We start from the raw sequence: 24,891 nt of genomic DNA, 5'->3' as shown, positions 1-24,891 counted from the left end.
ATTTGAATTTGACCCCAAGCTTCTGGCGCGGCCGCCGTATCCTCTTGACCGGGCATACCGGCTTCAAGGGCGCTTGGGCCAGTGTATTGCTGGCCGATCTCGGCGCCAAGGTCACCGCGTTTTCCTTACCCCCCCAGACTGAACCTAATCTTTGGCAAACCATCGGACGACACGTAGCGATCGACAGCCATCATGCCGATCTGCGCGACGTGCCGGCAGTGACCGAAATATGCAAAACAGCCGAACCCGAGATCGTTTTGCATATGGCCGCACAGGCGCAGGTTCGGGAAAGCTATCGCGACCCGGTCGGAACCTTCGCCAGCAATATCATGGGTACGGTGAACTTGCTGGAAGCGCTGCGCCCCAACCCGAGATTGCAGGCGATTCTGATCGTAACCAGTGACAAGGTCTACGCGAATACGGAGACTGGCTTGGCGTTTCCCGAGAACGCCCCCCTGGGCGGCTCAGATCCGTACAGCGCGTCCAAGGGCGCGACAGAAATTGTGGTCCGGAGCTACGCCGAGAGCTTCTTTGGACCGCTCGGGGTGCCTCTGGCCTCAGCGCGCGGCGGCAACGTCATTGGCGGCGGCGATTTTTCCAGCGACCGGCTCGTTCCGGACCTCTACAGGGCCGCACAAAAAGGCGCTCCGGTCGAGCTGCGTTATCCTGCGGCGACCCGGCCGTGGCAGCATGTCCTTGATTGCCTCTCCGGCTACCTCGGCTTCGCGGAATACCTCGCCAACAAAGGTGCGGCCGATCCACCGTCCCTGAACTTTGGCCCGCTAACGGATGAATCACTGACGGTCGCCCAGGTGGCGGCGGCGATCGGCGAAGGACTGGGCAATGGACAGGTCTGGAAGCAGGCGTCAGGCTCATTCCCACCAGAAAAGCAGACACTGCGGATCAACAGCGCGCTGGCTGCCAAGACGTTGCAGTGGCGGCCGCGGCTCGACGTCAACGAGACGCTTGCATGGACGGCACAATGGTATGCGGATTTCGCGAACGGCAAGGACGCGCTCGAACTTATGCGCGCGCAGATATCCCGATACGGGACTTAGCCTGCGTCGAAAATAGCCGACTTCTGGCCAGGAACATCTTGAGTTCGGCTTGATCGGCAATCGCCGGCCAGGCCTTCGAGATGCCGTCGGCGTTCCCGGCTTCGGGGCTGCCGAATTCCGCAAGCGCATAAAGCAGCTCGCTATCGAGCGGTTCGCCCAAGCGGGCCACCAACCATTCAGCCTGGTGCGCGATGTAGCGGCCGCGAACGGCCTCGGCGAATGCGGCAGATGCGATGGCCCAGTCCGGCGACAAACGCCGGTCCAGTGGTGCGCCTTCCACAGCGGCGATGAACGCGGCAAGCATTGTCCCCAGCGGCCGGAGCGCCGTCATCCAGTGCGGGTCGCCGTTCACGCGCGTTCCTGCGATATCGATGACGCCTGGCTCGTCGGCGAAGTCGAGTACTGCAACGCCGCTTTCGGTCTCGACTTCGATCCGCCGCTGCCGGCCTTGATCGTTGCGCGCCAAGAGCAAGGAAACCGGCAGCCCGTTGGCTTCCGCTTCGATCGCCACACGCGCGCCGCCGCCTCGAACATCCAGCGAAACGAGTGAGAGATCGCGGAACTGCAATTCGCCGACCATCGGCACGACGTGAGGCAGCACATCGTCGAACACGGTCACCGCCGGGTCGTAGCTCTTGGCTTCCCCGTGACGGAGGTCCGAAGCGCCGTCGGTCCAAATCATCCGAAGGCACCGCAGCCTGCCGAGCGAAGCCAAGGAAGCCGCATAGGTCTCGACGTATCGTGCGAACAAGAACACGTGGCTGCCCCCGAACGCCGTATTCTTGGCCGTTGCAATGCCGTTGAGCTCATCGATATCGCGACGCGCAAGAGCCACGGGCTTTTCCACCAATACCGGAATACCTCCAATCAGGGCCCCAGCCGCAACCTCGAAATGGTCTTCCGCGCGGTTGGCGACAATGACGGCATCAGGCCGCTTCGGGCCGGCTCCACAGGTCGGCCAGGTGTTCAGAGCACTCAACCGGTCGGCAAACTGCGATTGCGCAGCCCAGGCCTGGAGGCCCGCGACATTGCTCGGCGAGTGCATCGTGATCTGGTCTGCCCGCCCCGGGAGACCGCACAGTACCGAAGCGATCGTTCGGGCCCAACGCCCGCCGCCGATGACCGATATCTTCATCGTTCTCGCCCTAACTATCCCCGCGAGTTCTGGCAACCCGCCGAACGCGAGACAGTGCTAGCGCACAACACCGACCGCCCGCGGACCTTAGCCTTTGACAAACGGAGCCCGATACGCAAAGTCAGCACGTAATTCAAGCTAAGGCGGCTTCGATACTACAATACGCGCCGTAGTAAAACTTGTCACATGGACCCCCCGAATGAATTCGACAATCGTGCCGGCGAATGAGATCGATCATTGCGAAGTGTGCGGCAGCCGCACCTTGGCTCCCGTGTTGGATCTCGGGACCCATCCGATGTGCGACGATCTGGTTGCGATCGGAAGCTCGCGAACGTGCACCGAGTACCCGATCGAGATTCTCTTTTGCGACAATTGCCGGACCGCACACCAGCGCTTCCAGGTTCCAAAACGCGAACTGTTTCCGGAGAGCTATCACTACCGGTCGCGCTTTACCGCCGACGTGCTCTCCGGAATGAAGAGCCTTGCCGATTCCTGCGAGCAGCGCTTCGGCCTGATCGCCGGCAGGAAGGTCGTTGATGTCGGCTGCAACGACGGAAGCCTGCTCGATTTCTTCCGTGAAAAGGGTGCCGTCACCATCGGCGTTGAGCCGACCTCAGCCGCGCAGGATTGTGCGGCAAAAGGACACTCGACCATCCATGATTTCTTCACCGAAGCAACGGCAGAGCAGATCGTCACCACGCACGGCAAGCCGGACTTCATCACCTTCACCAACGTGTTCGCGCACATCGAAGACCTCGGCGGCGTAATCGCTGCGCTGAAGCGCTTGATCGGCGAAAAGACTATCCTGGTGATCGAGAACCACTATCTCGGATCGGTCTTGCTCACCAATCAGTTCGATACTTTCTATCACGAGCATCCGCGCACATACAGCTACCGCTCGTTCGTGTTCATCGCCCGCGCGCTTGGTCTCAATCTGATCGACGTGCAGTTTCCCGCGCGTTATGGCGGCAACATTCGCATTTTTACGGGCAAGCTGGCGTCCGCGGTAGAGCCCGCAGCCATAGAGGAGCTCGAGGCCAAGGAGGCTCGCTTCGGCTCGGATTTCGCAACACTCCGCAGCGGCGTAACGCGCTGGCGCGACAAGAAGAGTCAGGAGTTGAGGACTCTTGCACAGAAGAATGGCCCCCTTCGCGGCAAGGCGTTCCCGGGCCGCGCCGCCATCCTGATCAAGCTGTTGGCGCTCGACAACGACTCGATTTCAATCGTTCATGAAAAGCCCGGTTCGATGAAGATCGGCCATTACCTGCCGGGCACGCGGATTCCGATCGGCTCCGACGACGACCTGCTCAAGGCCCCACGGGGCGCCAATCCATTGCTCAATCTGGCGTGGCACATTCCGGTGGAGATACGCAACTATCTCAAAGATATTGGCTATGATGGTCCGGTGATCGACATTCTGAGCCAGCAGGATTTTCAACCTGGCGCGTGAGACCGCCCAACTGCGCCACGATGGGCGAACTGAGAGAGCCAAGACATGAAAGCGGTCATTCTCGCTGGCGGGTTCGGCACGCGTCTTTCCGAGGAAACCGATCTCGTCCCCAAGCCGCTGGTCGAAATCGGCGGGCGGCCGATTTTGTGGCACGTGATGAAGCTCTACGCCGCAGCCGGGCTGAATGATTTCATCATCTGCGCGGGCTACAAGGCGTCGATGATCAAGCACTATTTCGCCAGCTACTTCCTCGAGACCAACGACATTGAGATTCACACCGCCACGCGCGAAGTTCGCTACCTTACGCCCAAACCGCTCGATGACTGGACGGTCAAGATCATTGATACCGGCCTGAATACCATGACCGGCGGGCGCATCAAACGTGTTGCGCCGTACCTAGATGAGACCTTCTGTCTCACATACGGCGATGGTGTCGCTAATCTCGATATTGCCCAGTTGATCGCATTCCATCGCAGGCATGGGAAGCTCGCGACGGTGACGTCAGTCCCGTCACCTGGCCGTTTCGGCATTCTCGATATGGACCAGCATGATGCCGTATCGCGATTCCACGAAAAGCCGGACGCCGAAATGGGCTGGATCAATGGCGGGTTCTTCGTCCTCGAACCTGGCGTCCTCGACTATATCGACGCCGATGAAACGGTTTGGGAGCGTCGACCGCTGGAACGGCTGGCTGCCGATGGACAATTGATGGCCTATCGCCATCCAGGTTTCTGGAAGGCGATGGATACGCTGCGAGAGAAGCGCGAGCTCGAAGAGATGTGGGCCTCAGGATCCGCGCCTTGGAAGCTATGGTGACAACCGATGACACAGCCGGACGATATCAAGGGTGCCGAGTTCGACGCTTATACGGCAAACTACAATGAAGAGATCAACAAGGCCTTGAATTTTTCGGGCCTCGATATCGACTTCTTCGCACGCGTTAAAAATGACTATCTGGTCGATATCCTCGACGCACGTCAGGGCGGCGCAGCCAAAGCCGAGCTGCTTGACGTCGGTTGCGGCGTTGCCAATGCCCACAAGCAATTGACCGATCGGGTCGGCGGGATTTCGGGAGTTGACGTTTCGAGTGCCAGCATCGCAGTGGCGCGTCAACGCAACCCTGGCATCCGTTACGAAGTCTTTGACGGCACCCATCTGCCGTTCGGCAACAAGTCATTCGACTGCGCGTTCGCGATCAATGTGTTTCATCACGTCCCTATTGCACTGAGGTCGGCGCTGGTTGCCGACGTGCGCCGGGTACTGCGTCCTGGAGGATTGTTCGCGATCTTCGAGCACAATCCATTCAATCCTGTGACCCGCCGCATCGTCAACACCTGTGAATTCGACAAGGACGCGGTGCTGTTGAAACGACGTGATTCCGAAACGCTTCTCAAGGGTGCCGGCTTCAACGATATCGGCACGCGATACATTTTCTCGGTGCCAGCGGCCGGCCCCTTGCTCCGCAGAGTTGACCGGCTCTTTTCGTTGCTACCGTTTGGCGCGCAGTATTATACGTTGGGTGTCAACCGCTCGCTTTAGCTCTTCTCTTGACCATGACCTCCGCGCAAACGCTTCACGTTTGTCGCCGGCGAAAAACCCGCTTCGCACTTTTCCGGATCGGGGTCTAGCTCACTCGCCCGACCCGGTCCGTTTCGACCGCGCGCAGATAGTCCAGCGTCAGGCGGCCGGTTGCCGACAGATGCGCGGCATCGCGGACCACGATCTTCAGCTCGCGCTGTCCCCAATCGTCGCGCAACGGGATCGCGCGCAGGCCCATGCCGGCGCCGACGACCGCGAAGGCGCGGTCGGGGATCAGGCCTAGCCCCATATTGGCCTGCACCATGCGGCAGACCGCATCGAAGCCGGGCACGTTGATGCGCAGCCGCATCGTCTTGCCGGCTTGCGTCGCCGCATATTGCGAGCGCAGATAGATCGAGCTCGCGGTGTGCAGGCCGATGTGGTCGAAGTCGAGCGTCTCGGTAAACAGCAGTCTCTCGCGGCCGGCCAGCGGATGGTCCGGCCGCATCACGACCACCAGATTGTCGTAGCGGTAGTGGAAGGCTTCGAGCGCGCGGCTGTCGGCCTCGGCCGCGCAAATGCCGATCTCGGCCGCCCCCTCCTCGATGCCGCGCACCACCTGCCCGCTCGGCCGCTCCTGCAAATCGACGCGGAGCAGCTCATGCGCAGCGAAGAAGGCGGAGAGGTCCTCGGGCAAATACTGCACAATCGCCGAGAGGTTGGCGAGCATGCGGACATGGCCGCGCACGCCTTGCGAATATTCCGAGAGCTCGACCGCGATCTTCTCGACATTGAGCAGCGTGACCCGGGCGTGATGCAGCAGCGCCTCGCCGGCCGACGTCAGCGCCATGCCCTTGGCGAGCCGCTTGAACAGCGTGACGCCGAACGCCAGCTCGAAATCGTTCATCCGCTTCGACACCGCCGAGGCCGCGATCCCCTCGCGCTGCGCGGCGCGGGTGAGGTTCTGCTCGTCACAGACCGCGACGAACAGGCGGAGCGTGGTGAGGTCGACGCGGCGGGTGAGCGCGGTCTCCGAGGGCGTCGGACTGCGTTGCGTGTCGACATTGAGGGAAGCGAGCGGCATCGGCGGCGTCCTTGCGGGAGCGACGCCAACAGGTTAGCGCCGGCGGTCGCGCAAAAAATCCCAAACCGATCCGGAGACAGTCGGATTGTTGGGAACAGATTCCAACAAAGCCCTTCAAGGGCAAACTTTGTTCCAAGCGAAAGCCATTCTCTTCAGCAATCGGATGACGCAGCTACCGCCAAAATCTGGTACACTGGGGCTTTCGGGTGCCCCGATTAGCGTCAGCAATTGACAGGGCCCTGTTCCGACACGGACGCAGTACAACCCATCGGGCAGCCCTGCTGATTTTTTTGATCAGGAGAGCATCATGCGTGACGAAGCCAAAATCAAACTACGTGAAAATTTGCGCGGCGCGGTCATCGCGCACGGCGAAACCGATTACGACGAAGCTCGTGCACTCTATAACGGCATGATCGACAAGCGGCCATCGCTCATCGCACGATGTGTCGATGTCGCCGACGTCATCGCCGCGGTAAAGCTCGGCGGCGAGAATGACTTGCGCATCGCAATTCGCGGCGGCGGTCATAATGGACCCGGTCTCGGCAGCGTGGACGACGGGCTGGTCATCGACCTGTCGGCCATGAAGGGCGTGCGCGTCGATCCGGTTGCCCGCACGGCGCGGGTCGGCGCGGGATGTACCCAGGGCGATGTCGACCATGCCACCCATGCGTTCGGCCTCGCCGTCCCGGCGGGCATCATCTCGACCACCGGGATCGCCGGCCTGACATTGAGCGGCGGCCATGGCTATCTCACCCGCAAATATGGCCTCACGATCGATAATCTGCTCGAAGCCGACGTCGTGCTCGCCGACGGCAGCTTTGCCGTCGCCAGCAAGGACGAGAACGCCGACCTGCTCTGGGCGCTGCGCGGCGGCGGGGGCAATTTCGGCATCGTCACGTCCTTCCTGTTCAAGCTGCATCCGGTCGATGCGGTGTTTGCCGGGCCGATCGCCTGGGATCAGAAGCATGCGCGCACCATCATGCAGCACTATCGCGACTTCCTGCCGACCGCGCCGGAGGAGCTCAGCGTCTTCCTTGGACTCAAGACGATCCCGTCAGGTCCGCCGTTTCCGCAGGAGCATTGGGGAAAACGCATCTGCCTGTTGATGTGCTGCTACGACGGCGCCGAGGACAACGGCAAAGGAGCGCTGGCACCGCTGCTCGATGCGTTGCCGGCGCCATGGTTCAACTGGATGGGGACGATGCCCTATCCTGCCGTGCAGGGTATGTTTGACGGGCTCTACCCCAAGGGCATGCAGTGGTATTGGCGTGGCGACTTCGTCAAGACGTTGCCGGACGCCGCGATCGACGCCCATCTCGAGCAGGCCGCAAGGACCCCGAGCGAATTGTCGCTGATGCATCTCTACCCGATCGACGGCGCCGTCCATCGCGTCGGCAGCGGCGAGACCGCGTGGAATTGCCGCGATGCGACCTGGTCGTTGGTGATCGCCGGAATCGATCCGAATCCGCAAAAGGCAGGGCCAATCACACGATGGACCAAGGCCTATTGGGAGGCCGTTCACCCGTTCGACCTCGGCGGCGCCTACCCGAATTTCATGATGGATGATGAGGGCGAAGCCCGCCTCAAGGCTACTTACGGATCCAACTATGCGCGACTTGCTGAGGTGAAGCGCAAATATGATTCGGCCAATCTGTTCCGGGTCAACCAGAACATCAGGCCGGCCGCTTGACGCCGACTCGCGATGACGGCGCGCCAGGCGGTTCGCGCCTGACAAATGAGAAACGCGGCGCCGAGGCGCCGCGTTTCCAACTCTCGATCGCTCTTGCGCCTCAGCCCGCAGCCTTGCCCGGGACGACGTCGCGCTGGCGCTTCATCACGATCTTGTTCAGCGCGCCGAGATAGGCCTTTGCGGATGCGACCAACGTGTCCGGATCGGCGGCGCGCGCGGTCATCGAGCGGCCTTCGTGCGCCAGACGCACCGAGACCTCGGCCTGCGCGTCGGTGCCCTCGGTCACCGCATGGACCTGGTACAGCTCGAGCTTGGCCTCGTGCGGCACCAGGCGCTTGATGCAGTTGAACACGGCATCAACCGGGCCGTTGCCCTCGGCTTCCTCGATCTTGATCTGGCCGTCGACGTCGAGCTTCATGGTCGCGCGCTGCGGACCATGGGTGCCGGCGATCACGGTCAGCGAGGTCAGCTTGATGCGGTCGTGCGCGGCCGCCATCTCCTGGTCGACCAGCGCCTCGATGTCCTCGTCGTAGATGTCCTTCTTGCGGTCGGCCAGCGCCTTCATCCGCGTAAAGGCATCCTCCAGCTGGTTGGCGCCGAGCTTGTAGCCCATCTCCTCCAGCTTGTGGATGAAGGCGTGACGGCCGGAATGCTTGCCGAGCACCAGCGAGGACTGCTTCAGGCCGACCATCTCGGGCCGCATGATCTCGTAGGTCGAGGCGTCCTTCAAGACGCCGTCCTGATGGATGCCGCTCTCATGGGCGAACGCGTTACGGCCGACGATCGCCTTGTTGTACTGCACCGGGAACGAGGTCGCGGCGGACACCACCTTCGAGGCGCGCGTCAGCTGCGTGGTGTCGATCTTGTTCCAGTACGGAAACTTGTCGTTCCGCACATTGATTGCCATCACGATCTCTTCCAGCGCGGCATTGCCGGCGCGCTCGCCGATGCCGTTGACGGTGCACTCGACCTGCCGCGCGCCGCCGACGATGCCGGCCAGCGAGTTCGCGACCGCCATGCCGAGGTCGTTGTGGCAATGCACCGAGAAGATCGCCTTGTCGGAGTTCGGCACCCGCTCGATCAAGGTCCGCATGAAGTGGGTGTATTCCTCCGGCACCGTGTAGCCGACGGTGTCGGGGATGTTCACCGTGGTGGCACCGGCCTTGATGACGGCTTCGACGATCCGGCACAGATAGTCCATCTCGCTGCGGGTGCCGTCCTCGGCCGACCATTCGACGTCGTCGATCTGGTTGCGGGCGCGGGCGACCATCGCGACCGAGGTCTCGATGACTTCGTCGGGGGTCTTGTTCAACTTCACGCGCATATGCAGCGGCGAGGTCGCGATCACGGTGTGGACGCGGCCGCGGCGGGCGAACTTCACGGCTTCGGCGCAGCGATCGATGTCGGCCGGATGAGCGCGGGACAGGCCCGCGATGACCGAGTTCTTGGAGCGGCGGGCGATCTCGCTGACCGCCTGGAAGTCGCCTTCCGAGGTGATCGGGAAGCCGGCCTCGATGACGTCGACGCCCATATCGTCCAGCAGTTCGGCGACCTCGAGCTTCTCCTCGAAGGTCATGGTGGCGCCGGGGCACTGCTCGCCGTCGCGCAAGGTGGTGTCGAAAATGATGACGCGGTCCTTCTCGGACTTGTTCGCGGTGGCCATGTCAGAAATTCCTTTAAGCTTTGCGCCCGTCATGTTTGCTCCTTGAGCAATTACTTAGGCGATATCAGGGTCCGGTGATCTCGTACAAACCCCTGAGTGCCCAGGCGCAGACGCCCAGCCGGCCCTCAGGGGCAGGTAAGAAGCAGGCCGCCAATAAGGAGGGCGGGCGCCGCGGCCGGGATCGTGGCGGTAGCCTCAGCCACCTCCCCCGAAATCCCATCGATTTGGCCGCGAATCAGCATTGCCAGGCCCTGTTGAGCGCCAAAACCCTCGGTCAAAACCATTGACGGTTGGTTGCCGGGACGCGCTTTGCGCCGTCGTTCTAGACGATTATGGCGAGCCGCCGCAATGGGTAAAGATGGTCAGTGGGGTTGACCTAACGTGGTGAGAGGGCTTGGCGCATCAGGGACGCACAACCAGTGGGGTCTCCCCCCTTGCGCGACTGCCGCAGCCGCGCGCGGCCAAATATCGCAAAACAACCCCATGCAAAGGAGCTGGCGGCTGCCGGCGTTCGACAAGGCAACTTGACGTGTCGGGCAACTCAGGGATACATTTCCAATATTCCGAAATCGTTCAAGCGCCTCGCGTCGGACCCCGGCAAGGGGAAGCGAGCCCGACGAATGTGCTCACCTCGCATCGGCTGGCGATGCAGCTAGCCCTCACCTCCGCCCGCGCGAAGACGCGCGCAGGCTCGACGGCGAGCGGCCGTAGAGGTCGGCGAAGGCAGCGTTGAAACGGCGGACGCTACCGAAGCCGGCGCGGAAGGCGATCTCGGTCATCGCATCGTCCGTGGTGTCGATCAGGCGCTTGGCGCGCTGGGCCCGGCGGGTGGTCGCGACCTGTTGCGGGCTCGCGCCGACGTGGCGCTCGAACAGCCGCCCGAGATGGCGCGATGTGATGCCGAGCCGGTCGGCGAGTGCGGCAACCGAGCCGCGCTCGAGCGCGCCGCCGTCGATCAGCTTCAGCGCGCGCGCAACCGTGGAGCGCGTGCCGTTCCACGCCGGACAGAACGGCGCGGTTTCGGGACGGCAGCGCAGGCACGGCCGATAGCCCGCCGCCTCGGCCGCGGCGGCGGTCGGGTAGTAGGTGACGTTGCGCGGCAGCGGGTGCTTCACCGGACAGACCGGCCGGCAATAGATCCGCGTGGTCTTCACCGCGGTGAAGAAGCGGCCGTCATAGCGCGCGTCGCGCCGCAGCCGCGCCGCGTTGCAGACCTCGAAGCTGAGCATGGCGGGACACTAGCGCATCGCGCGATCGAAGAAAGGGGCCGGCGGTGATGAGGTCCGATTCCGGCCAGCACCTCCCGCCGCGCCGGCCTAGATCGAACCGATCGATCAACCCCGGAGACATCGCAATGACCAGCCCGACCAACAAGGACATCGTCCTCAACGCCTGGCAGACGTTCAGGACCCGCGACGCCAAGCTGATTGCCGCCGCGTTCGCGCCGGATGCCGAATGGATTGCACCGGCCCGCAACGCCACGGCGGTCGCGCTCGATCACACCGATCACATGATCGGCGCGGAAGCGATCGCCCGCTTCATCTCGACCGAGATGCACCGCCTGTTCACCGAGATCGACATCGCGTTCCGCGCCGTTCATGCCGACGGCAACAGCGTGATCGTCGAGGAGCGCATGCGCGCGACGCTGCCGGGTGGCCGGTCCTACGAGAATGATTATTGCTTCGTGTTCGTGGTCGAGGCAGGCCGCATCAAGCAGGTGCGCGAATACATGGACACGCGCAAGAGCTGGCAGATGGTGTTCGGAGAAGCTGCGGCGTGAAGCGTGCGCTCGGCGCCGGCGCTCCGGCGCAGTCACGCACTCATGTAAGGGACGCACCAATGGAAGGGTTCCCTCCCCCCCTTGCGGGGGAGGGTTAGGGAGAGGGGTGACACACGACGCGCTCTGTCACTGAGCGTCTCGGCAACCAAGACTGCCATAGCTCCGCTTATCACGATGATCTCGCCCGGGGCTTACCCCTCTCCCCACCCTCCCCCGCAAGGGGGGAGGGAGCCGAACAGAGTGCTCACCTCACATCACTGCTTTCACTATCCCGATCGATGCTCGGAACAGCGGCACAAATCCGCTCACAGCTAAACCTCTCCTACACCATGACATCATGCGTGACGCCGACGGAGACAACCATCGCGCGTACGCGGCAGGCCAAGTCAATCTTTGCTCAACAGGTTGCATCTAGGGTGCGGGCGGCGGCCGGGTGTTAAGGGCGCGACCTTGTTTGGTTAAGGAGATATGGGGATCATGCCCGCGACGAACGTGGCCGTAGGGCCCAATCAGCGACAAGCCGGCTTCAATCTCTTCCTCGTCGGATTCCTGATCCTGTTCCTCGAACTGGCCTGCATTCGCTGGTTCTCGGCCAAGGTCGTCTTCCTGCAATTCTTCACCAACATCGTGCTGCTGGCGGCCTTCCTCGGCATGTCCTGCGGCTGCCTTGCCGCGCGGCGGAGCACCAACTGGCTTGCGCTGTTTCCCGGGCTCGCGCTCGTGACCTTCGCGGCGGTCGCCACGATCATGGTGCTGTATTTCCAATGGGGCGAGTTCGCGGTCGACGTCGGCCATCAGGCCTCGCCGCAGGAGGTGTTCTTCGGCACCGAGTATCGCAACCCGGATCTCGCCAAATTCGTCGTGCCGATCGAGGCGATCGCCGGGCTGTTCTTCGTGCTGATCGCACTGATGTTCGTCGGCCTTGGCCAGACGCTCGGCCGCGCCTTCGACGCCTACCCGAACCGCGTCGCCGGCTATTCGCTGAATATCGGCGGCAGCCTCGCGGGCATCGTGGGGTTCTCGCTGCTGTCGTTCGCGCAGGCGCCGCCGGTGGTCTGGTTCGGCATCAGCTGCGCCGGCATCGTCTACCTGCTCTACCAGGACAAGGCGCTGTCGATCCTGCGCCTCGTGACCATCATCTTCGTGGTGGGATTCACCGGATTCTACACCGATCGCTCCGGCAACCATGACATCCGCTGGTCGCCCTATTACGCCGTCGACCTCAACAAGAAGAGCGGCGAGATCACCGTCAACAGCATCGGCCATCAGGAAATGATGCCGTTCAGCGAACGCGGCTCGTCCTACTCGCTGATCCATTTGCTACAGAAGCACAGCGGCGGCGCGCCGTTCAAGGACGTCATGATCATCGGCGCCGGCTCCGGCAACGACCTCGCGCACGCATTGCGCTTCGGCGTGGAGCGCGTCGATGCGGTCGAGATCGATCCCGCGATCCAGGACATCGGCATCCACAACCACCCCGACAAGCCCTATCAGGATCCGCGGGTGGTGCCGCATCTCGACGACGGCCGGCATTTCCTGCGCACCACCGACCGCAAATATGATCTCGTGGTGTATGCGCTGGTCGACTCGCTGATCCTGCACAGCGGCTACGCCAACATCCGTCTCGAAAGCTATCTGTTCACCGAACAGGCGTTCCAGGACGTCCGCCGTGTGCTGAAGCAGGACGGCATCTTCGTGATGTACAACTACTACCGCCAGGGCTGGATCGTGCAGCGCGTCGCCGAGATGGCCAAGCAGGTGTTCGGCTGCGATCCGCTGGTGCTGCCGCTGCCCTACAAGGAGACGCTGACGTCGTCGGAGGCAGTCGGCTTCACCACCATCATCGCGGGCTGCAATCCGCGTATCTCCACCGCGTTTCGCGACCGCGGCAAGTTCTGGCTGAACAGCATTCCGCCGGAGAACCTGGCGGTCAACGGCTTCGACAAGCCGCAAGAAAAAGCACAAGACAAGCAGGACAAGGCTGCGCCCCAGCGCGGCGACTGGGTGCCGCTGGCGCCGGCGAAGCTGGTGGTCGACAATGAAGGCGCCAAGCAATCGACCAGCGACGACTGGCCGTTCCTCTATGTCAGCGGACGGCTGATCCCCGACCTCACCGTTCGCTCGATGATCCTGCTCGGCGTGCTCGGGCTTGGCCTCGTCTACCTGTTCAAGCCGAAGGGCGCCTGGCGGCCCAACAACCGGATGTTCTTCCTCGGCGCGGCCTTCATGCTGCTCGAGACCAAGGCGGTGGTGCAGATGGCGCTGCTGTTCGGCAGCACCTGGCTGGTCAACTCGGCGGTGTTCTTCACCGCGCTGCTGTTGATCCTCGCCGCCAATCTTTATGTGATCAAGGTGCCGTCCACCCGGCTGGTGCGCCACTATGCCGGACTGCTGGCGCTGCTGGCGGTCTCGGTGCTGGTGCCGCTGGACACGTTCCTGGCCGGCGGCATCGTCTGGCGTTACGTGATCCCGTGCGCGCTGGCGCTCGGCCCGATGTTCTTCGCCGGCGTGATCTTCGCCCGCTCGTTCCGCGATGAAGCCAATCCCGATCAGGCATTCGGATCGAACATCGCGGGCTCCGTCATCGGCGGCCTAGCCGAGTCGTGCTCCACCCTGCTCGGCTTCCGCTACCTCCTCATCGTAGCGATCGGCTTCTACCTGCTGTCCGCCTGGATGCCGTCGCGCAAGAGCTAGCGGCGGAGAGCGCGTAAGGGACATACCGGCGGCAGGGTTCCCTCCCCCCTTGTGGGGGAGGGTTAGGGAGAGGGGTACCACACGGGGACTCTCTCGATTTATCTTCGACGACGCGATCTAAATTTCCAAGCCAGCGCTTCTTCTTCGTCATCTCGCCCGGGGCCACCCCTCTCCCCACCCTCCCCCACAAGGGGGGAGGGAGCCGGACGAACGTGCTCACCTCACAAAGCAACGAGTTCACCTGCGAACACGATACACCAGCAGCGTGACCCACTACTTCTTCGTCGCATTCTTCTCCGCCGCCCCGCCCTTGCCTTCCGCCTCCAGCGCCGCGCGAACGCGCTTGAATTCGCTGAGGTCGGCCTTGTCGACCTCGGGGAATTTCAGAGCGAGCCGATCGAGCGCATTGACGATAGTCGAGCCGATCACGACGCGGGCGAACCATTTGTGATCGGCCGGCACAATGTGCCAGGGCGCGTCCTTGGTCGCGGTGCGGTGGATCATGTCCTGATAGGCCGCCTGGTATTTGGCCCACAGCTGCCGCTCGGAGATGTCGGCCATCGAGAACTTCCAGTTCTTGGCCGGCTCCTCGAGCCGGTCGAGGAAGCGCTGGCGCTGCTCCTCCTTGGAGACGTGCAGGAAGAATTTCAGGATCACGGTGCCGTTGCGCGACAGATAGCGCTCGATCGCGGAGATGTCCTCGAAGCGCTCGCGCCAGATGTTCTTGGTCACCAGCTTCTTCGGGATCTTCTGCTTGTCCAGCACCTCGGGATGCACCCGCACCACCAGGCACTCCTCGTAATAGGAACGGTTGAAGATGCCGATGCGGCCGCGCTCCGGCAGCGCGATCATGGCGCGCCACATGTAGTCGTGGTCGAGCTCCCGCGACGACGGCTGCTTGAAGGAGGAGACCTCGCAGCCCTGCGGGTTGACGCCCTCGAACACGCTCTTGATCGCGCTGTCCTTGCCGGCGGCATCCATGCCCTGGAAGATCAGGAGCAGCGACCAGCGGTCCTGGGCGTAGAGCTTCTCCTGGAAATCGTTGAGCCGCTTGCGGTTGGCCTCGATGATCTTGCCGCCGGCGTCCTTGTCGATGCCGCCCTTCTCGGCGGTCGGGTACGACTTCAGGTGAAACTCGCCACTCCCGTCGTAGCGAAACGGCGCGACGTGGGGTTTCAGTTCATCGGCGAGCGATGGGGACGGTTTGCTGCTCATGGCCTCTCGACGGCTTGCGTGGCGATTTGATCCGGTCGATCACGCTACCAAGAATGCCCTTGGGCAGGAAGATGATGAAAAGCACAAGCAATATGCCATAGACCAGATTGTCCCAGCCGACCGCCTTGGTGCCAAAGGAGATGCGCAGCACCTCGGCCAGCACGATGGTGATGACGGCGCCGACCGTCGGCCCCAGCGCGACATAGACACCGCCGACGATCGCCGCGAACACCATCTGCAAGGAAACAGCGATGCCGCTCACGGTGTCCGGCGAGATGAACATCTGGTACTGGCAATAGAGCGCGCCTGACAGCGCCGTCATCAGCGCGCTGATCAGCGTGACCTTGAGCTTCTCGGCGGTGACGTTGACGCCGGCGGCGGCCGCGGCGTCCTCATCCTCCGAGATCGCCTCCATGGCATGGCGGATCATGCTGCGGTCGATCGCGCGCCAGATCACGAGGCCTGCGGCCCACACCGCAAGCGCGATCAGGTACCAGGTGGTCTTGTCGTCGAATTGCAGCGCAAACAGCCCCTTGCCGCTTTGCGCGCGCTGCGGCGTGTAGCCGAGCGAGCCGCCGGTATAGTCGCGGGTCGCGGTGATGACCTGCAGCACGATGCCGGAGAGCGCCAAGGTCACCAGCACGAAATAGTGCCCGGTGATGCGGAAGCGGAAGCAGGGATAGGCGACGATGAGCGCGAGCACGCCGGCGGTCGCCATGCTCAGGGGAATGCCGATCCAGGGCGAGACGCCGAGGTGGTTCCAGAGCAGCGCAGTGACATAGGCGCCGATCCCCATGAAGCCGCCATGGCCGAGCGAGACCAGGCCGAAGCGTCCCATGATCGACCACGACGTATAGGCAAACGACCAGATCAGGATCAGCACCAGCACGTGCAGATGATAGGGATCGCGGTGCACGAAGGGCAGCGCGACGAGCGCGAGCAGCGCAATGGTCCAGAAGGCGGCCTGCCTGTTCACGAGCGCCTCGCCAAGAGGCCCGCGGGCCGGATGAACATCATGACGATGAAGAAGGCGAACGCCAGCACGTAGCCCCATTCGAGATCGGAGAACAGGCCGCCGAGCGAGATGATCTCGGCGAACACGAAGGCGGCGATGAAGCCGCCGATGAAGTTGCCGAGGCCGCCGAGCACACAGATCAGGAAGGTGATCGGCCCGAACGACAGGCCGACGAACGGATGCACATCATATTGCAGCACCAACAGACACGCGGCGAGGCCGGCGAGCCCGCCGCCGATCGCCGAGGTGACGAGATAGATGCGCTTGGGATCGACGCCCATCAGCGGCATGATCTGGCGGTCCTGCGCGATCGCGCGGATCGCGGTGCCGGTGAAGGTGCGGGTCAGGAACAGATAGACGCCGACCATGCCGACCAGCGCGGCCGCGAACGACAGCAATCGCGCGTAACTGAAATTCATCTCGCCGAGCGCCAGCACCGGCAGGCGGATGCCGAGATTGCGGAAGTCGATGCCGAAGGCGACGGTGGCAAAGCTCTGCAGGATGAACAGCACGCCGCCGGTGGCGAGCAGCTGGTTGATCGGCGGCGCGGTCAAGAGCGGCGCGATGACGAAGAAGTGCAGCGCGGCACCCAGCAGCGCCACCAGCAGGATGACCAGCGGCGCGGCCGCCCAATACGGCAGATGGAAGACCTGCACCAGATAGTACATGCCGTACATGCCGATCATCACCAGCTCGGCGTAGCAGATCCAGGTAACGTCGATGACGCCGAAGATCAAATTGAGCCCAAGCGCCAGCAGCGCCAACACGCCGCCGAGCAGGATGCCGTTGATCACGGCCTCCAGCAGGTAGATGTCGAAAATGTCGAGGAAGGATTGCATGGCTGCCTCTCTCTTACCTCTCCCCGTCGGGGAGAGGTCGGCGCGTAGCGCCGGGTGAGGGCAACAGGTCCCACGAGAGGGCGTAACCCCTCACCCGGATCGCATCTAGCGATGCGATCCGACCTCTCCCACAAGGGGAGAGGTGAACCGCCGATGCCGCAACACTTTCCGATATCGTCATCATCCCCTACACCCCCAAATACGCCTGCTTGATGGTATCGCTGGCCGCGAGCTCTGCTGCCGTGCCGGCGGCGCGGATGCTGCCTGCCTCCAGCAGATAGGCGCGGTCGACCACGCGCAGCACCTGCTGCACGTTCTGCTCGACGATCAACACCGTCAGCCCGCTGGCGCGGATACGCTTGACGAGTTCGAACACCTGCTGCACCACGACCGGCGCGAGCCCGGCCGAGGGCTCATCGAGCAGCAGCAGTTTCGGGTTCGACATCAGCGCGCGGCCGATCGCGCACATCTGCTGCTCGCCGCCCGACATGGTGCCGGCCATCTGCTGCAGGCGCTCCTTGAGCCGCGGGAACAGCTCGAACACGAACTCCAGCCGTTCGGCATAGTGCGCGCGGGCACCCGGCATGTAGGCGCCCATCTTCAGATTGTCCGCCACGGTGAGCCGCGGAAACAGCCGGCGGTTTTCCGGCACATGCGCGATCCCGAGACTGACGATGCGGTGCGCGGGCGTCGCGACGACGTCGGCGCCTTCCATCGCGATCGTGCCCCTGATCGGGCGGATCAAGCCGGAGATCACGCGCATCAAGGTGGTCTTGCCGGCGCCGTTCGGGCCGATCACGCCGACCGCCTCGCCCGCCTTGACGTCGAGGCTGACGTCGAACAGCGCCTGGAAGCTGCCATAGCCCGCGTCGATCGATTTCAACTCCAGCATGCCGCTCACGCCCCGATCCGGCGGCGCGCTTGCGCCGCGGCCGCCGCCGCCAGGCTCGCGTCCGCATCGGTGCCGAGATAGACCTCGATCACCCTGGCATCGCCAGCGACATCGGCCGGCAGTCCCTCGGCGATCTTCTCGCCGTGATCCAGCACCATCACGCGGTCGACCACCCGCATCAAGACGCCCATGATGTGCTCGACCCAGATGATGGTGATGCCGAGCTCGTCGCGGATCCGGCGCAGCATGTCGGCGGCCTGGTCCATCTCGGCCTCGTCGAGCCCGCCGAGGCTTTCATCGGCGAGCAGGAGTTTCGGTCCGGTCGCGAGCGCCTTAGCGAGTTCAAGCTTTTTCAATCCGGCGGCGCCCAGACCTTCGACGCTGGCATGGCGATCGGTCGGCAGGCCGACCATCGCCAGCGCATGCTCGGCCGCCTCCTCGGCCTTGGCGCGGCTGTGACGGCCCTGGCCATAGAAGCCGGCGAGCACGACATTCTCGAAAATGCTGAGGCGATGGAACGGCCGCGGGATTTGGAACGTGCGGCCGATGCCGCCGACGATGATGCGGTGCGGCGCAAGGCCGGCGATCTCGCGGCCGTCGAACAGGATCGAGCCCTCGGTCGGCGGCAAGGTGCCGGAGAGCATGTTGAAGATCGTGCTCTTGCCCGAGCCGTTCGGGCCGATCAGGCCGAGGATCTCGCCCTGCTCGACGCGGAACGACACGTTGTTGACGGCGCGAAAGCCGCCAAACCGCTTGACCAGGCCTTCTACGGCGAGCACGGCGGTCCCTTTCGCAGCGCTAAAGCAGGATGCAGTCAGGCGGGAGTAGCCCGGCCGCAGGCTCGCTGCACCTCTCCCGCTTGCGGGGGAGGTCGGAGCGCATCGAAGATGCGATCCGGGTGGGGGCTCTCTCCACGATACGATTTGTGGAGAGAGCCCCCACCCCAGCCCTCCCCCGCAAGCGGGAGAGGGAGCGCGCTTCCTGCACGGCTACTGTTCGACCTGATCTCATCTGGCTTGAGCTATTTGTAGCTGTAGGTGGTGCCGGCCGGCAGCGGCAGCACGGTCTCGCGCTGCATCTGGCTCTTCGGCCACACCACATAGGATTTGTCGTCGATATATTGCAGCACCACCGGGAACGAACGCGCGTTCTGCCCGGCATACTGCTCGCCCTCGCCGTAGAACTTCACGCCGTAGCCGAGCATGGTGCCGCCCTCGGGAATGTCGGTGTCGAGCGCGGCCTTGCGCAGCGCGTCCGGATCGACGCCGCCATACTTCTTGATCGCGCGCGGCAGCACGTCGTCGAGGAAGACATAGGCGTTGGCCGCTCCGATGCCGACATGGGCGGAACGGATCGGCACGCCGGGCTTGAGCTTGTCGAACTCCTCGCCAACCATCTTGATGACCGGCGGCAGCTTCGGGTCCATGCCTTTCTGGTTGGCAAGCCAGATCGAGATCGGGTCGGTGTTGAAGAGATAGTTGGCGTCGGCGCCGAGGCCTTCCTTCAGCTTCTCGTAGACGCCGTAGCCGGCGCCGTGGCCGACGATGGCGCCGAACTTCAGCCCCTGCTCGCGCGCCTGGCGGAATAGCAAGGTGATGTCCGGATTGTAGCCGGTGTGGAAGATCACGTCCGGCTTAGCGCGCTTCAGCTTGGTCACCAGCGCCGACAGATCGGGCGCGGTCGCCGAATAGCCTTCCTTGAGCACGATGTTGAAGCCGGCTTTCTTGGCGCCGGCCTCGTTGCCCTTGGCGACGTCGACGCCGTAGGCGCCGTCCTCATGGATGATGGCGACCCGCAGGTCCTTCGGCTCCTTGCCGAACTTGGACAGCGAATATTGCGCAATGAAGTCGGTCGTCATCATGCCGTACTGGTTGCCGGCGGCCTGCGGACGAAACACATATTTGTAGTTCTTGCCGTCGAACACGCCCGAGGAGATGCAGGTCGTGATCCACATGAATTTCTTCATCTGGTCGACCCGGGCCGCCACCGGCACGCATTGCGCCGAGGAGAAGAAGCCCATCACCATGTCGACCTTCTCCTGCTCGAGCAGGCGGACGGCCTCGTTGATCGCGATATCGGGCTTGCTCTGCGCGTCGGCATAAACTGCCTCGACCTTGTAACCCTCGACGCCGGTCTTGGCGTAATGGTCGAGCATGATCTTGACGCCGGTATATTGCAGTTCGGAGCCGCCGCCGGCCAGCGGGCCGGTCAAATCGAAGATCACGCCGATCTTGACCTTCTTGTCCTGCGCATGCGCGGGTGCGGCCACGCCGAGCGTCGCAACGGCGACAGACAGACCCGCGAGCCAGCGGGCGACCCTCCTGACCGGCATGCATCCCTCCCCAGAGATTGTGCACTGCATTTTTTGTTGTCGTGCCGCCCTATCACAGGGTGAGCGGCCGATGATGTCAAGCGCGATGGCTGCGTCCGCGCGGCGCAGGCTTGCGCAAAGTTTCGGCGGAACGGTGTCGACGACTTTTCAGACCGGAGAACTACGGAAGGCAGCTTCGCCATTTCTGCCCTATCCTGAGGGCTGCGAAGTAATTGTCATCGGAGGCGACACATGACTCACATGCTTTGCAGAGCGAGACTCATCTCGTGGTTGGGTGCGTGCGTGCTTGGATTGGGAGCTTGGATTGCCGCTTCGTCGGGTGCGGTGGCGCAGAATTCACCGTCCGCCGAGACCCGGCTGAAGGAGTTGAACATCACGCTGCCGCCCGTTCCGACACCGGTCGCCAACTACGTCGATGCGGTCCGGGTCGGCAATCTGCTTTTTCTCGCGGGAAACACCCCGGCTGCTGACTGGAAGTACAAAGGCAAGGTTGGGAAGGACCTCACCGTGCAGGAAGGTTATGACACGGCCCGCCAGGTCGGCCTGATCATGTTGGCGAAGGTACGCGTCGCACTTGGGAGCCTCGATCGCGTCAAGCGCGTGGTGAAGGTGTTCGGGATGGTCAATTCCGCCGACGGCCTTGGAGATCAGCCGAAAGTCATAAACGGCTTTTCCGATCTGATGGTGGAGGTCTTCGGCGAGGCAGCCGGCAAACACGCGCGATCTGCTGTCGGGATGGCTGGTCTTCCCTTCAACAACGCCGTGGAGGTCGAGATGGTCGTTGAAGTGGCCGAATGATCCGCCGTTACTCCGGCAGTGGACCGGCAATTTCATCAGCCAGCAGATCCCCGGTATCAAGCGGCGTATGTGCTGACACAAACCACTCCTCGCGCGCCGCGGCCCTTCGGCGTGCGCGCTCGCTGATCGGCAGCCTTAACAGCTCGATGAGATGACACATCTCCTGTTGAGCCAATCGGTGCGACCGATCCGGCCGCTCACCGAGGATTGCTTCGTCCAGTGCATCAAGGACGGTGAGCCCGGAAGCGGAGAACCGGCGATACACGTTTCGCTCGGAACAACCTCCGAGATGCCTGAACGCCAGCCTTGTTCCTGCTTCGGCAAGACTCCGCCGCACCAGCCGACGCGCCGACGAGCGGTTGTGGATGACGACCCAATCGGTATGGCTCCGGTCGAATTGGAGACGTCGCCTGCGGGCGTCGCAGACCAACTCCGCATAGTGACCGGTTCCCGTCACTTCGTGCGTGATGGGATCGGTTGAGGCCAGCGTGCCGAGGTCAAGAAAGCTGTCGGTGACGGGCGTTAGCAGCGTATCCGCCACGAGGTGGGCGAGACGCATCAGGTAAGTATCCGTCGAAGGGGTGTCGATCACCAGGAAATCGAGAGATTCCTTGAGACTGGAGACCGCCTCCCAGAAAGCCGCCAATTCTGCGGCCTCATTGTCGTCCAGCTTCGCGCCCTCCGCACGCCGGACGTAACGATGCAACGGAATTTCGAGTTTGATCCGCCGGTGGTTGGCCCAGATGCGCCGGTTTTCGATGTAGCGCGTTAGAGCCTTTTGATTGCTGTCCAGATCGATGGTGCCGACCCGCTGACCCTGCTTCAGAAGCGCGACAGCCAGATGCATCGCGATCGTCGTCTTTCCTGAGCCGCCCTTCTCATTCCCGATGACGATCACGTGTGGCGCCCCCGGCACTGCGATCGGTGCCGTGTACAGCATCACAAGCCTGGCAAGTCTGCAATTACCACTGAGAAATGAATGCGATAAGCAGCGCTCGGTTCCAATGGCGTCGTGACAAAAATTCCGAAGCAGCGGACGCCAAAGCTACGCCGGCAGCTGCGTCTCGATGAACGCGGTCACGAAGCGCGGCATGGCGGGGGTGAGGTCGGCGCGGCTGCGCACCAGATGGATGCCGGCGAGCTCGGGATTTTGCTGGCGCGCAAGGTTGGACTCGATCTTTGCACGCAACGCGTCGCCGGGCATGTCGACGCGCAGGATCTGCATCATCGCGAGCGCAACCCCGGTGTAGATGCAGTGCCAGTCGGCATCGCCACGGCAATCCGATGGCTTGAGCCCAGTCTCCTCCTCGAGCTCGCGCATCACGCTGCCGGCGATATCGACCGTGTCGCCCCTGATGTCGTCGAGATCGGGCGTGCCGGAAGGAAAATAGATCCGCCCGGCGTTCGCGGTCTGCTCGCCCATCACGCCGCACACGAAGGCGCCGTCGCTTGCGAGCAGCGCGCCCATGCCGAAGCCGTTGAAGACCTCCTTGTCCGGAAAGCCCCAATCGCGCCAGGCCAGGAAGCTTGCAAAATCGGTCTCGAAATAGCTCGCACTGAGCCGCGCATCGGCAAACACCGGATCGCGCCCGAGCAGGACGCGGCCGTTCCACAGGTTCGGGTTCAGCCGCTGCTGTTCGGCGAAATGCGCGTCGATCTCGGCGCGCCGCTCGTTCGCGAACGGCCAGGGACGCCGCTGCAACGCGAGGTCCAGCGCGGTGACGCGACAAATCAGCGGAGACGGCATGTCGCTCACCGCGCACTCATTCTGGTACGATCTTTGCGCAAGCTACTTTGCGTTCCCGGTCGTCTTCTTGACCTGATCGACGAATTTGTTGGTGTAGGTCTTGGTGACGTCGATGCCGGCCTTCGCGACATCAGGCGATCCCTCGCTGAACACCGCGAGCACGGCTTCGGCGCCCTTGGGATCCATCTTGCCGGTTTCCGAGTACATCGGGATCGTGTTCTTCAGCGCGGCCAGATATTGCTCCTTGTTCTTGCCGACGAGGTCTTCCGGCATCTTGGCCATGATGTCCTCGGCGGAGTGCGAATGGATCCAGGCGAGCGTCGCCATGATCGCATTGGTCAGTGCCTGCACCTCTTTGTCGTGGCCGTTGACCCAGGTGGTGGTCGAGTAGAGCGCGCCGCCCGGATATTCGCCGCCGAACACCGCGAGCGTGTCGTGCTGGGTGCGGGTGTCGCTGAGGATCTTGAGGTCGGCGTGGCTGCCCTGCAGCACGGTGACGGAGGGATCGAGCATGACAGCGGCATCGATCTGGCCCTGCTCCATCGCAGCCACCGCAGTGGCGCCGAGGCCGACGCCGATCACGGCGGTGCCGGACGGATCGAGGCCGTTCTTCTTCAACAGATATTTCAGGAAGAAGTCGGTCGAGGAGCCCGGCGCGCTGACCCCGACCTTCTTGCCGGCGAGATCCTTGACCGAGTTGATCTCGCCGGTGTGCTTCGGCGAGACCAGCAGCACGAGGCCGGGATAGCGGTCATAGACCACGAAGGCCTGCATCTCCTGCTTCTTGGCGGCGATATTGACGCAATGGTCGAAATAGCCGGAGACGACGTCGGCGCTGCCGCCGAGCACGGCCTTGAGCGCGTCCGAGCCGCCCTTGAGGTCGACCAGCTCGACCGCAAGCCCGGCCTTGTCATATTCGCCGAGCTGCTTGGCCAGCACGGTGGGCAGATAGCACAGGCAGGCGCCGCCCCCGACCGCGATGGTGATCTTGCTTTGCGCCGCGGCAAGGCCCGTGGACAGGGTCAGCGCCAGCAGCGTTCCGGCAAGCTTGCCAAGCCATTTATTCATGACGTCCTCCGTTCGACTGGCCGGCAAGATAGAGGAGCAGGCCTGCCTTGAGAAGGCGACTTTCCGGTAACTGGTCAAGCCTGCGGCCAAGGCATAGCATCGTGGATGCAGAAAACGCCGAAGAAGCACCAAGAATAGAACCATCAAGAATACTTCAAGGGAAACACCAAGGGAGGTCTTCATGAATCGTATTGCAACCGCGCTGTCGATAGCCGTTGCCTTTGCCGCCGGCTGCGGCGTCACCCATTTGCTGCGGCCGGCGCTCGCGGCCGAGAGCATCTCCGCGCAAATCATCCACACCGGCGAGATGGAGGGCGACAAGCTCGGCGATGCCAACAAGACAGGCTTCCGCTCCAAGACATTCGTCGCCGCCGACGGCGCCACCGTCTCGATCCAGGACGGCAATGTGCCGAAGCACATGCACCCCAACACCAACGAGATGCAGTTCATCCTCGAGGGCACCGGCACGGTGTGGCTCGGCGACAAGGAAGTGACCGTGAGGCCGGGCGATTTGATCGTGATCCCGAAGGGCACGCCGCATGGCGGCACCAAGCCGAACGGGCGTCCGTTCAAAGCGATCGCGATCAAGACGCCGCCGCAGGCGCCTGATGATACCAAGCTGCTGGATTGAAGACGGCAGCCGCCACCCAAACAAACCCGTCATCCTGAGGTGCGCGCCCAGCGGCGCTCTTGCGCGGCTGGGCGAGCCTCGAAGGGTGAATCGGCCATAGCCCGGGCCGTGCATCCTTCGAGGCTCGCTTCGCTCGCACCTTGTACTGGAAGGCTCTGCTATCTTTGTTGCGTTCCGCAAGGAATGGCTCGATCCGGGTGGCCACCCGGATCGAGCCGGTCGATCGTCGGATCGTTTGCACCACAGTCTGCCTGGACTGCTCCTGAGCAAGATCGCGATCGG

The 24,891-nt window shown here is 63.1% G+C and carries 22 protein-coding genes; 9 read left to right on the top strand and 13 right to left on the bottom strand.

Translation table 11 applies throughout. The features are described from left to right. Window positions 1-2: 2 nt before the first annotated feature. A complete protein-coding gene (rfbG, locus tag AC628_RS05490; protein WP_074125723.1) occupies window positions 3-1,058 on the top strand; it encodes a CDP-glucose 4,6-dehydratase in 1,056 nt (351 codons plus the stop codon). On the opposite strand, the gene AC628_RS05485 is transcribed toward rfbG, so the two are convergent. Further along, on the bottom strand, window positions 1,024-2,193 hold the full coding sequence (locus AC628_RS05485; RefSeq protein ID WP_074125722.1) for a Gfo/Idh/MocA family oxidoreductase: 1,170 nt from the start codon (window positions 2,191-2,193) through the stop codon (window positions 1,024-1,026). The two genes, rfbG and AC628_RS05485, sit on opposite strands and share 35 nt — an antisense overlap. A gap of 199 nt (window positions 2,194-2,392) precedes the next feature. Between AC628_RS05485 and AC628_RS05480 the strand changes: the two genes are divergently transcribed. From AC628_RS05480 to AC628_RS05470, 3 genes are read left to right on the top strand one after another with little or no spacing between them, the layout of a single operon-like run. Next, complete coding sequence (locus AC628_RS05480) at window positions 2,393-3,643, top strand: class I SAM-dependent methyltransferase (RefSeq protein ID WP_074125721.1); 1,251 nt, start codon at window positions 2,393-2,395, stop codon at window positions 3,641-3,643. A 45-nt stretch (window positions 3,644-3,688) separates the two neighbouring features. Beyond that, window positions 3,689-4,459, top strand: a complete 771-nt coding sequence (gene rfbF / locus AC628_RS05475; RefSeq protein ID WP_074125720.1) for a glucose-1-phosphate cytidylyltransferase — start codon at window positions 3,689-3,691, stop codon at window positions 4,457-4,459. 6 nt (window positions 4,460-4,465) lie between these two features. Next, on the top strand, window positions 4,466-5,182 hold the full coding sequence (locus AC628_RS05470; protein ID WP_074125719.1) for a class I SAM-dependent methyltransferase: 717 nt from the start codon (window positions 4,466-4,468) through the stop codon (window positions 5,180-5,182). A gap of 85 nt (window positions 5,183-5,267) precedes the next feature. Here the strand turns inward: AC628_RS05470 and AC628_RS05465 are convergent, their stop codons facing one another. Beyond that, window positions 5,268-6,245, bottom strand: coding sequence for a LysR family transcriptional regulator (locus tag AC628_RS05465; RefSeq protein WP_074125718.1), 978 nt, complete (start codon window positions 6,243-6,245; stop codon window positions 5,268-5,270). Window positions 6,246-6,552: 307 nt separating this feature from the next. Here AC628_RS05465 and AC628_RS05460 point away from each other — a divergent pair, with 307 nt between their 5' ends. Beyond that, window positions 6,553-7,935, top strand: a complete 1,383-nt coding sequence (locus tag AC628_RS05460; RefSeq protein WP_074125717.1) for an FAD-binding oxidoreductase — start codon at window positions 6,553-6,555, stop codon at window positions 7,933-7,935. Between the two features lie 100 nt (window positions 7,936-8,035). Here the strand turns inward: AC628_RS05460 and AC628_RS05455 are convergent, their stop codons facing one another. Continuing rightward, window positions 8,036-9,598 carry a 2-isopropylmalate synthase gene (locus AC628_RS05455; protein WP_050419311.1) on the bottom strand — a complete coding sequence of 521 codons (1,563 nt, stop codon included), beginning with the start codon at window positions 9,596-9,598 and terminating at the stop codon, window positions 8,036-8,038. A 659-nt stretch (window positions 9,599-10,257) separates the two neighbouring features. Next, entirely contained in the window at window positions 10,258-10,827 is a 570-nt protein-coding gene (locus AC628_RS05450; RefSeq protein ID WP_074125716.1) for a bifunctional transcriptional activator/DNA repair enzyme AdaA, read from the bottom strand. Window positions 10,828-10,952: 125 nt separating this feature from the next. Here AC628_RS05450 and AC628_RS05445 point away from each other — a divergent pair, with 125 nt between their 5' ends. Both AC628_RS05445 and AC628_RS05440 read left to right on the top strand, forming a co-directional pair. After that, window positions 10,953-11,378: a nuclear transport factor 2 family protein gene (locus AC628_RS05445; protein WP_074125715.1), complete on the top strand. Its 426-nt coding sequence runs from the start codon at window positions 10,953-10,955 to the stop codon at window positions 11,376-11,378. A 477-nt stretch (window positions 11,379-11,855) separates the two neighbouring features. Continuing rightward, window positions 11,856-14,072 carry a spermine/spermidine synthase domain-containing protein gene (locus AC628_RS05440; protein ID WP_168193305.1) on the top strand — a complete coding sequence of 739 codons (2,217 nt, stop codon included), beginning with the start codon at window positions 11,856-11,858 and terminating at the stop codon, window positions 14,070-14,072. A 273-nt stretch (window positions 14,073-14,345) separates the two neighbouring features. Here AC628_RS05440 and AC628_RS05435 read toward each other — a convergent pair whose 3' ends face one another. The 6 genes from AC628_RS05435 to AC628_RS05410 form a co-directional block, all read right to left on the bottom strand. After that, window positions 14,346-15,287 (bottom strand): polyphosphate kinase 2 family protein, encoded by a 942-nt coding sequence (locus tag AC628_RS05435; RefSeq protein ID WP_074125713.1) that lies wholly within the window; start codon window positions 15,285-15,287, stop codon window positions 14,346-14,348. Then, on the bottom strand, window positions 15,253-16,263 hold the full coding sequence (locus AC628_RS05430) for a branched-chain amino acid ABC transporter permease (protein ID WP_074125712.1): 1,011 nt from the start codon (window positions 16,261-16,263) through the stop codon (window positions 15,253-15,255). The genes AC628_RS05435 and AC628_RS05430 overlap by 35 nt, the downstream gene beginning before the upstream one ends. Then, window positions 16,260-17,141, bottom strand: coding sequence for a branched-chain amino acid ABC transporter permease (locus tag AC628_RS05425; protein ID WP_074125711.1), 882 nt, complete (start codon window positions 17,139-17,141; stop codon window positions 16,260-16,262). Before AC628_RS05425 ends, AC628_RS05430 begins: the two co-directional genes overlap by 4 nt. Window positions 17,142-17,328: 187 nt before the next feature. Continuing rightward, entirely contained in the window at window positions 17,329-18,033 is a 705-nt protein-coding gene (locus tag AC628_RS05420; protein ID WP_074125742.1) for an ABC transporter ATP-binding protein, read from the bottom strand. A gap of 5 nt (window positions 18,034-18,038) precedes the next feature. Next, window positions 18,039-18,812, bottom strand: coding sequence for an ABC transporter ATP-binding protein (locus AC628_RS05415; RefSeq protein WP_074125710.1), 774 nt, complete (start codon window positions 18,810-18,812; stop codon window positions 18,039-18,041). A gap of 242 nt (window positions 18,813-19,054) precedes the next feature. After that, the gene (locus AC628_RS05410) at window positions 19,055-20,365 is read right to left on the bottom strand and encodes an ABC transporter substrate-binding protein (protein WP_074125709.1); all 1,311 of its coding nucleotides are present in this window, start codon (window positions 20,363-20,365) and stop codon (window positions 19,055-19,057) included. Window positions 20,366-20,596: 231 nt separating this feature from the next. On the opposite strand from AC628_RS05410, the gene AC628_RS05405 reads away from it, so the two are divergent. Then, on the top strand, window positions 20,597-21,163 hold the full coding sequence (locus tag AC628_RS05405; protein ID WP_245321038.1) for a RidA family protein: 567 nt from the start codon (window positions 20,597-20,599) through the stop codon (window positions 21,161-21,163). A gap of 7 nt (window positions 21,164-21,170) precedes the next feature. Here AC628_RS05405 and AC628_RS05400 read toward each other — a convergent pair whose 3' ends face one another. The 3 genes from AC628_RS05400 to AC628_RS05390 form a co-directional block, all read right to left on the bottom strand. After that, a complete protein-coding gene (locus AC628_RS05400) occupies window positions 21,171-22,103 on the bottom strand; it encodes a division plane positioning ATPase MipZ (RefSeq protein WP_074125707.1) in 933 nt (310 codons plus the stop codon). 105 nt (window positions 22,104-22,208) lie between these two features. Beyond that, window positions 22,209-22,910 (bottom strand): hypothetical protein, encoded by a 702-nt coding sequence (locus tag AC628_RS05395; RefSeq protein WP_074125706.1) that lies wholly within the window; start codon window positions 22,908-22,910, stop codon window positions 22,209-22,211. A gap of 42 nt (window positions 22,911-22,952) precedes the next feature. After that, complete coding sequence (locus AC628_RS05390; protein ID WP_074125705.1) at window positions 22,953-23,978, bottom strand: ABC transporter substrate-binding protein; 1,026 nt, start codon at window positions 23,976-23,978, stop codon at window positions 22,953-22,955. A 181-nt stretch (window positions 23,979-24,159) separates the two neighbouring features. Between AC628_RS05390 and AC628_RS05385 the strand changes: the two genes are divergently transcribed. Beyond that, window positions 24,160-24,609 carry a cupin domain-containing protein gene (locus AC628_RS05385; protein ID WP_074125704.1) on the top strand — a complete coding sequence of 150 codons (450 nt, stop codon included), beginning with the start codon at window positions 24,160-24,162 and terminating at the stop codon, window positions 24,607-24,609. The last annotated feature ends 282 nt before the right edge of the window (window positions 24,610-24,891 follow it).

It is taken from the genome of Bradyrhizobium sp. NAS96.2 (genome assembly GCF_001908235.1).
In the GTDB taxonomy this organism is placed as follows: Bacteria; Pseudomonadota; Alphaproteobacteria; order Rhizobiales; family Xanthobacteraceae; genus Bradyrhizobium.
The sequence above is the reverse complement of the archived record's forward strand: the minus strand, read 5'-3'. Positions and strand labels throughout refer to the sequence as shown.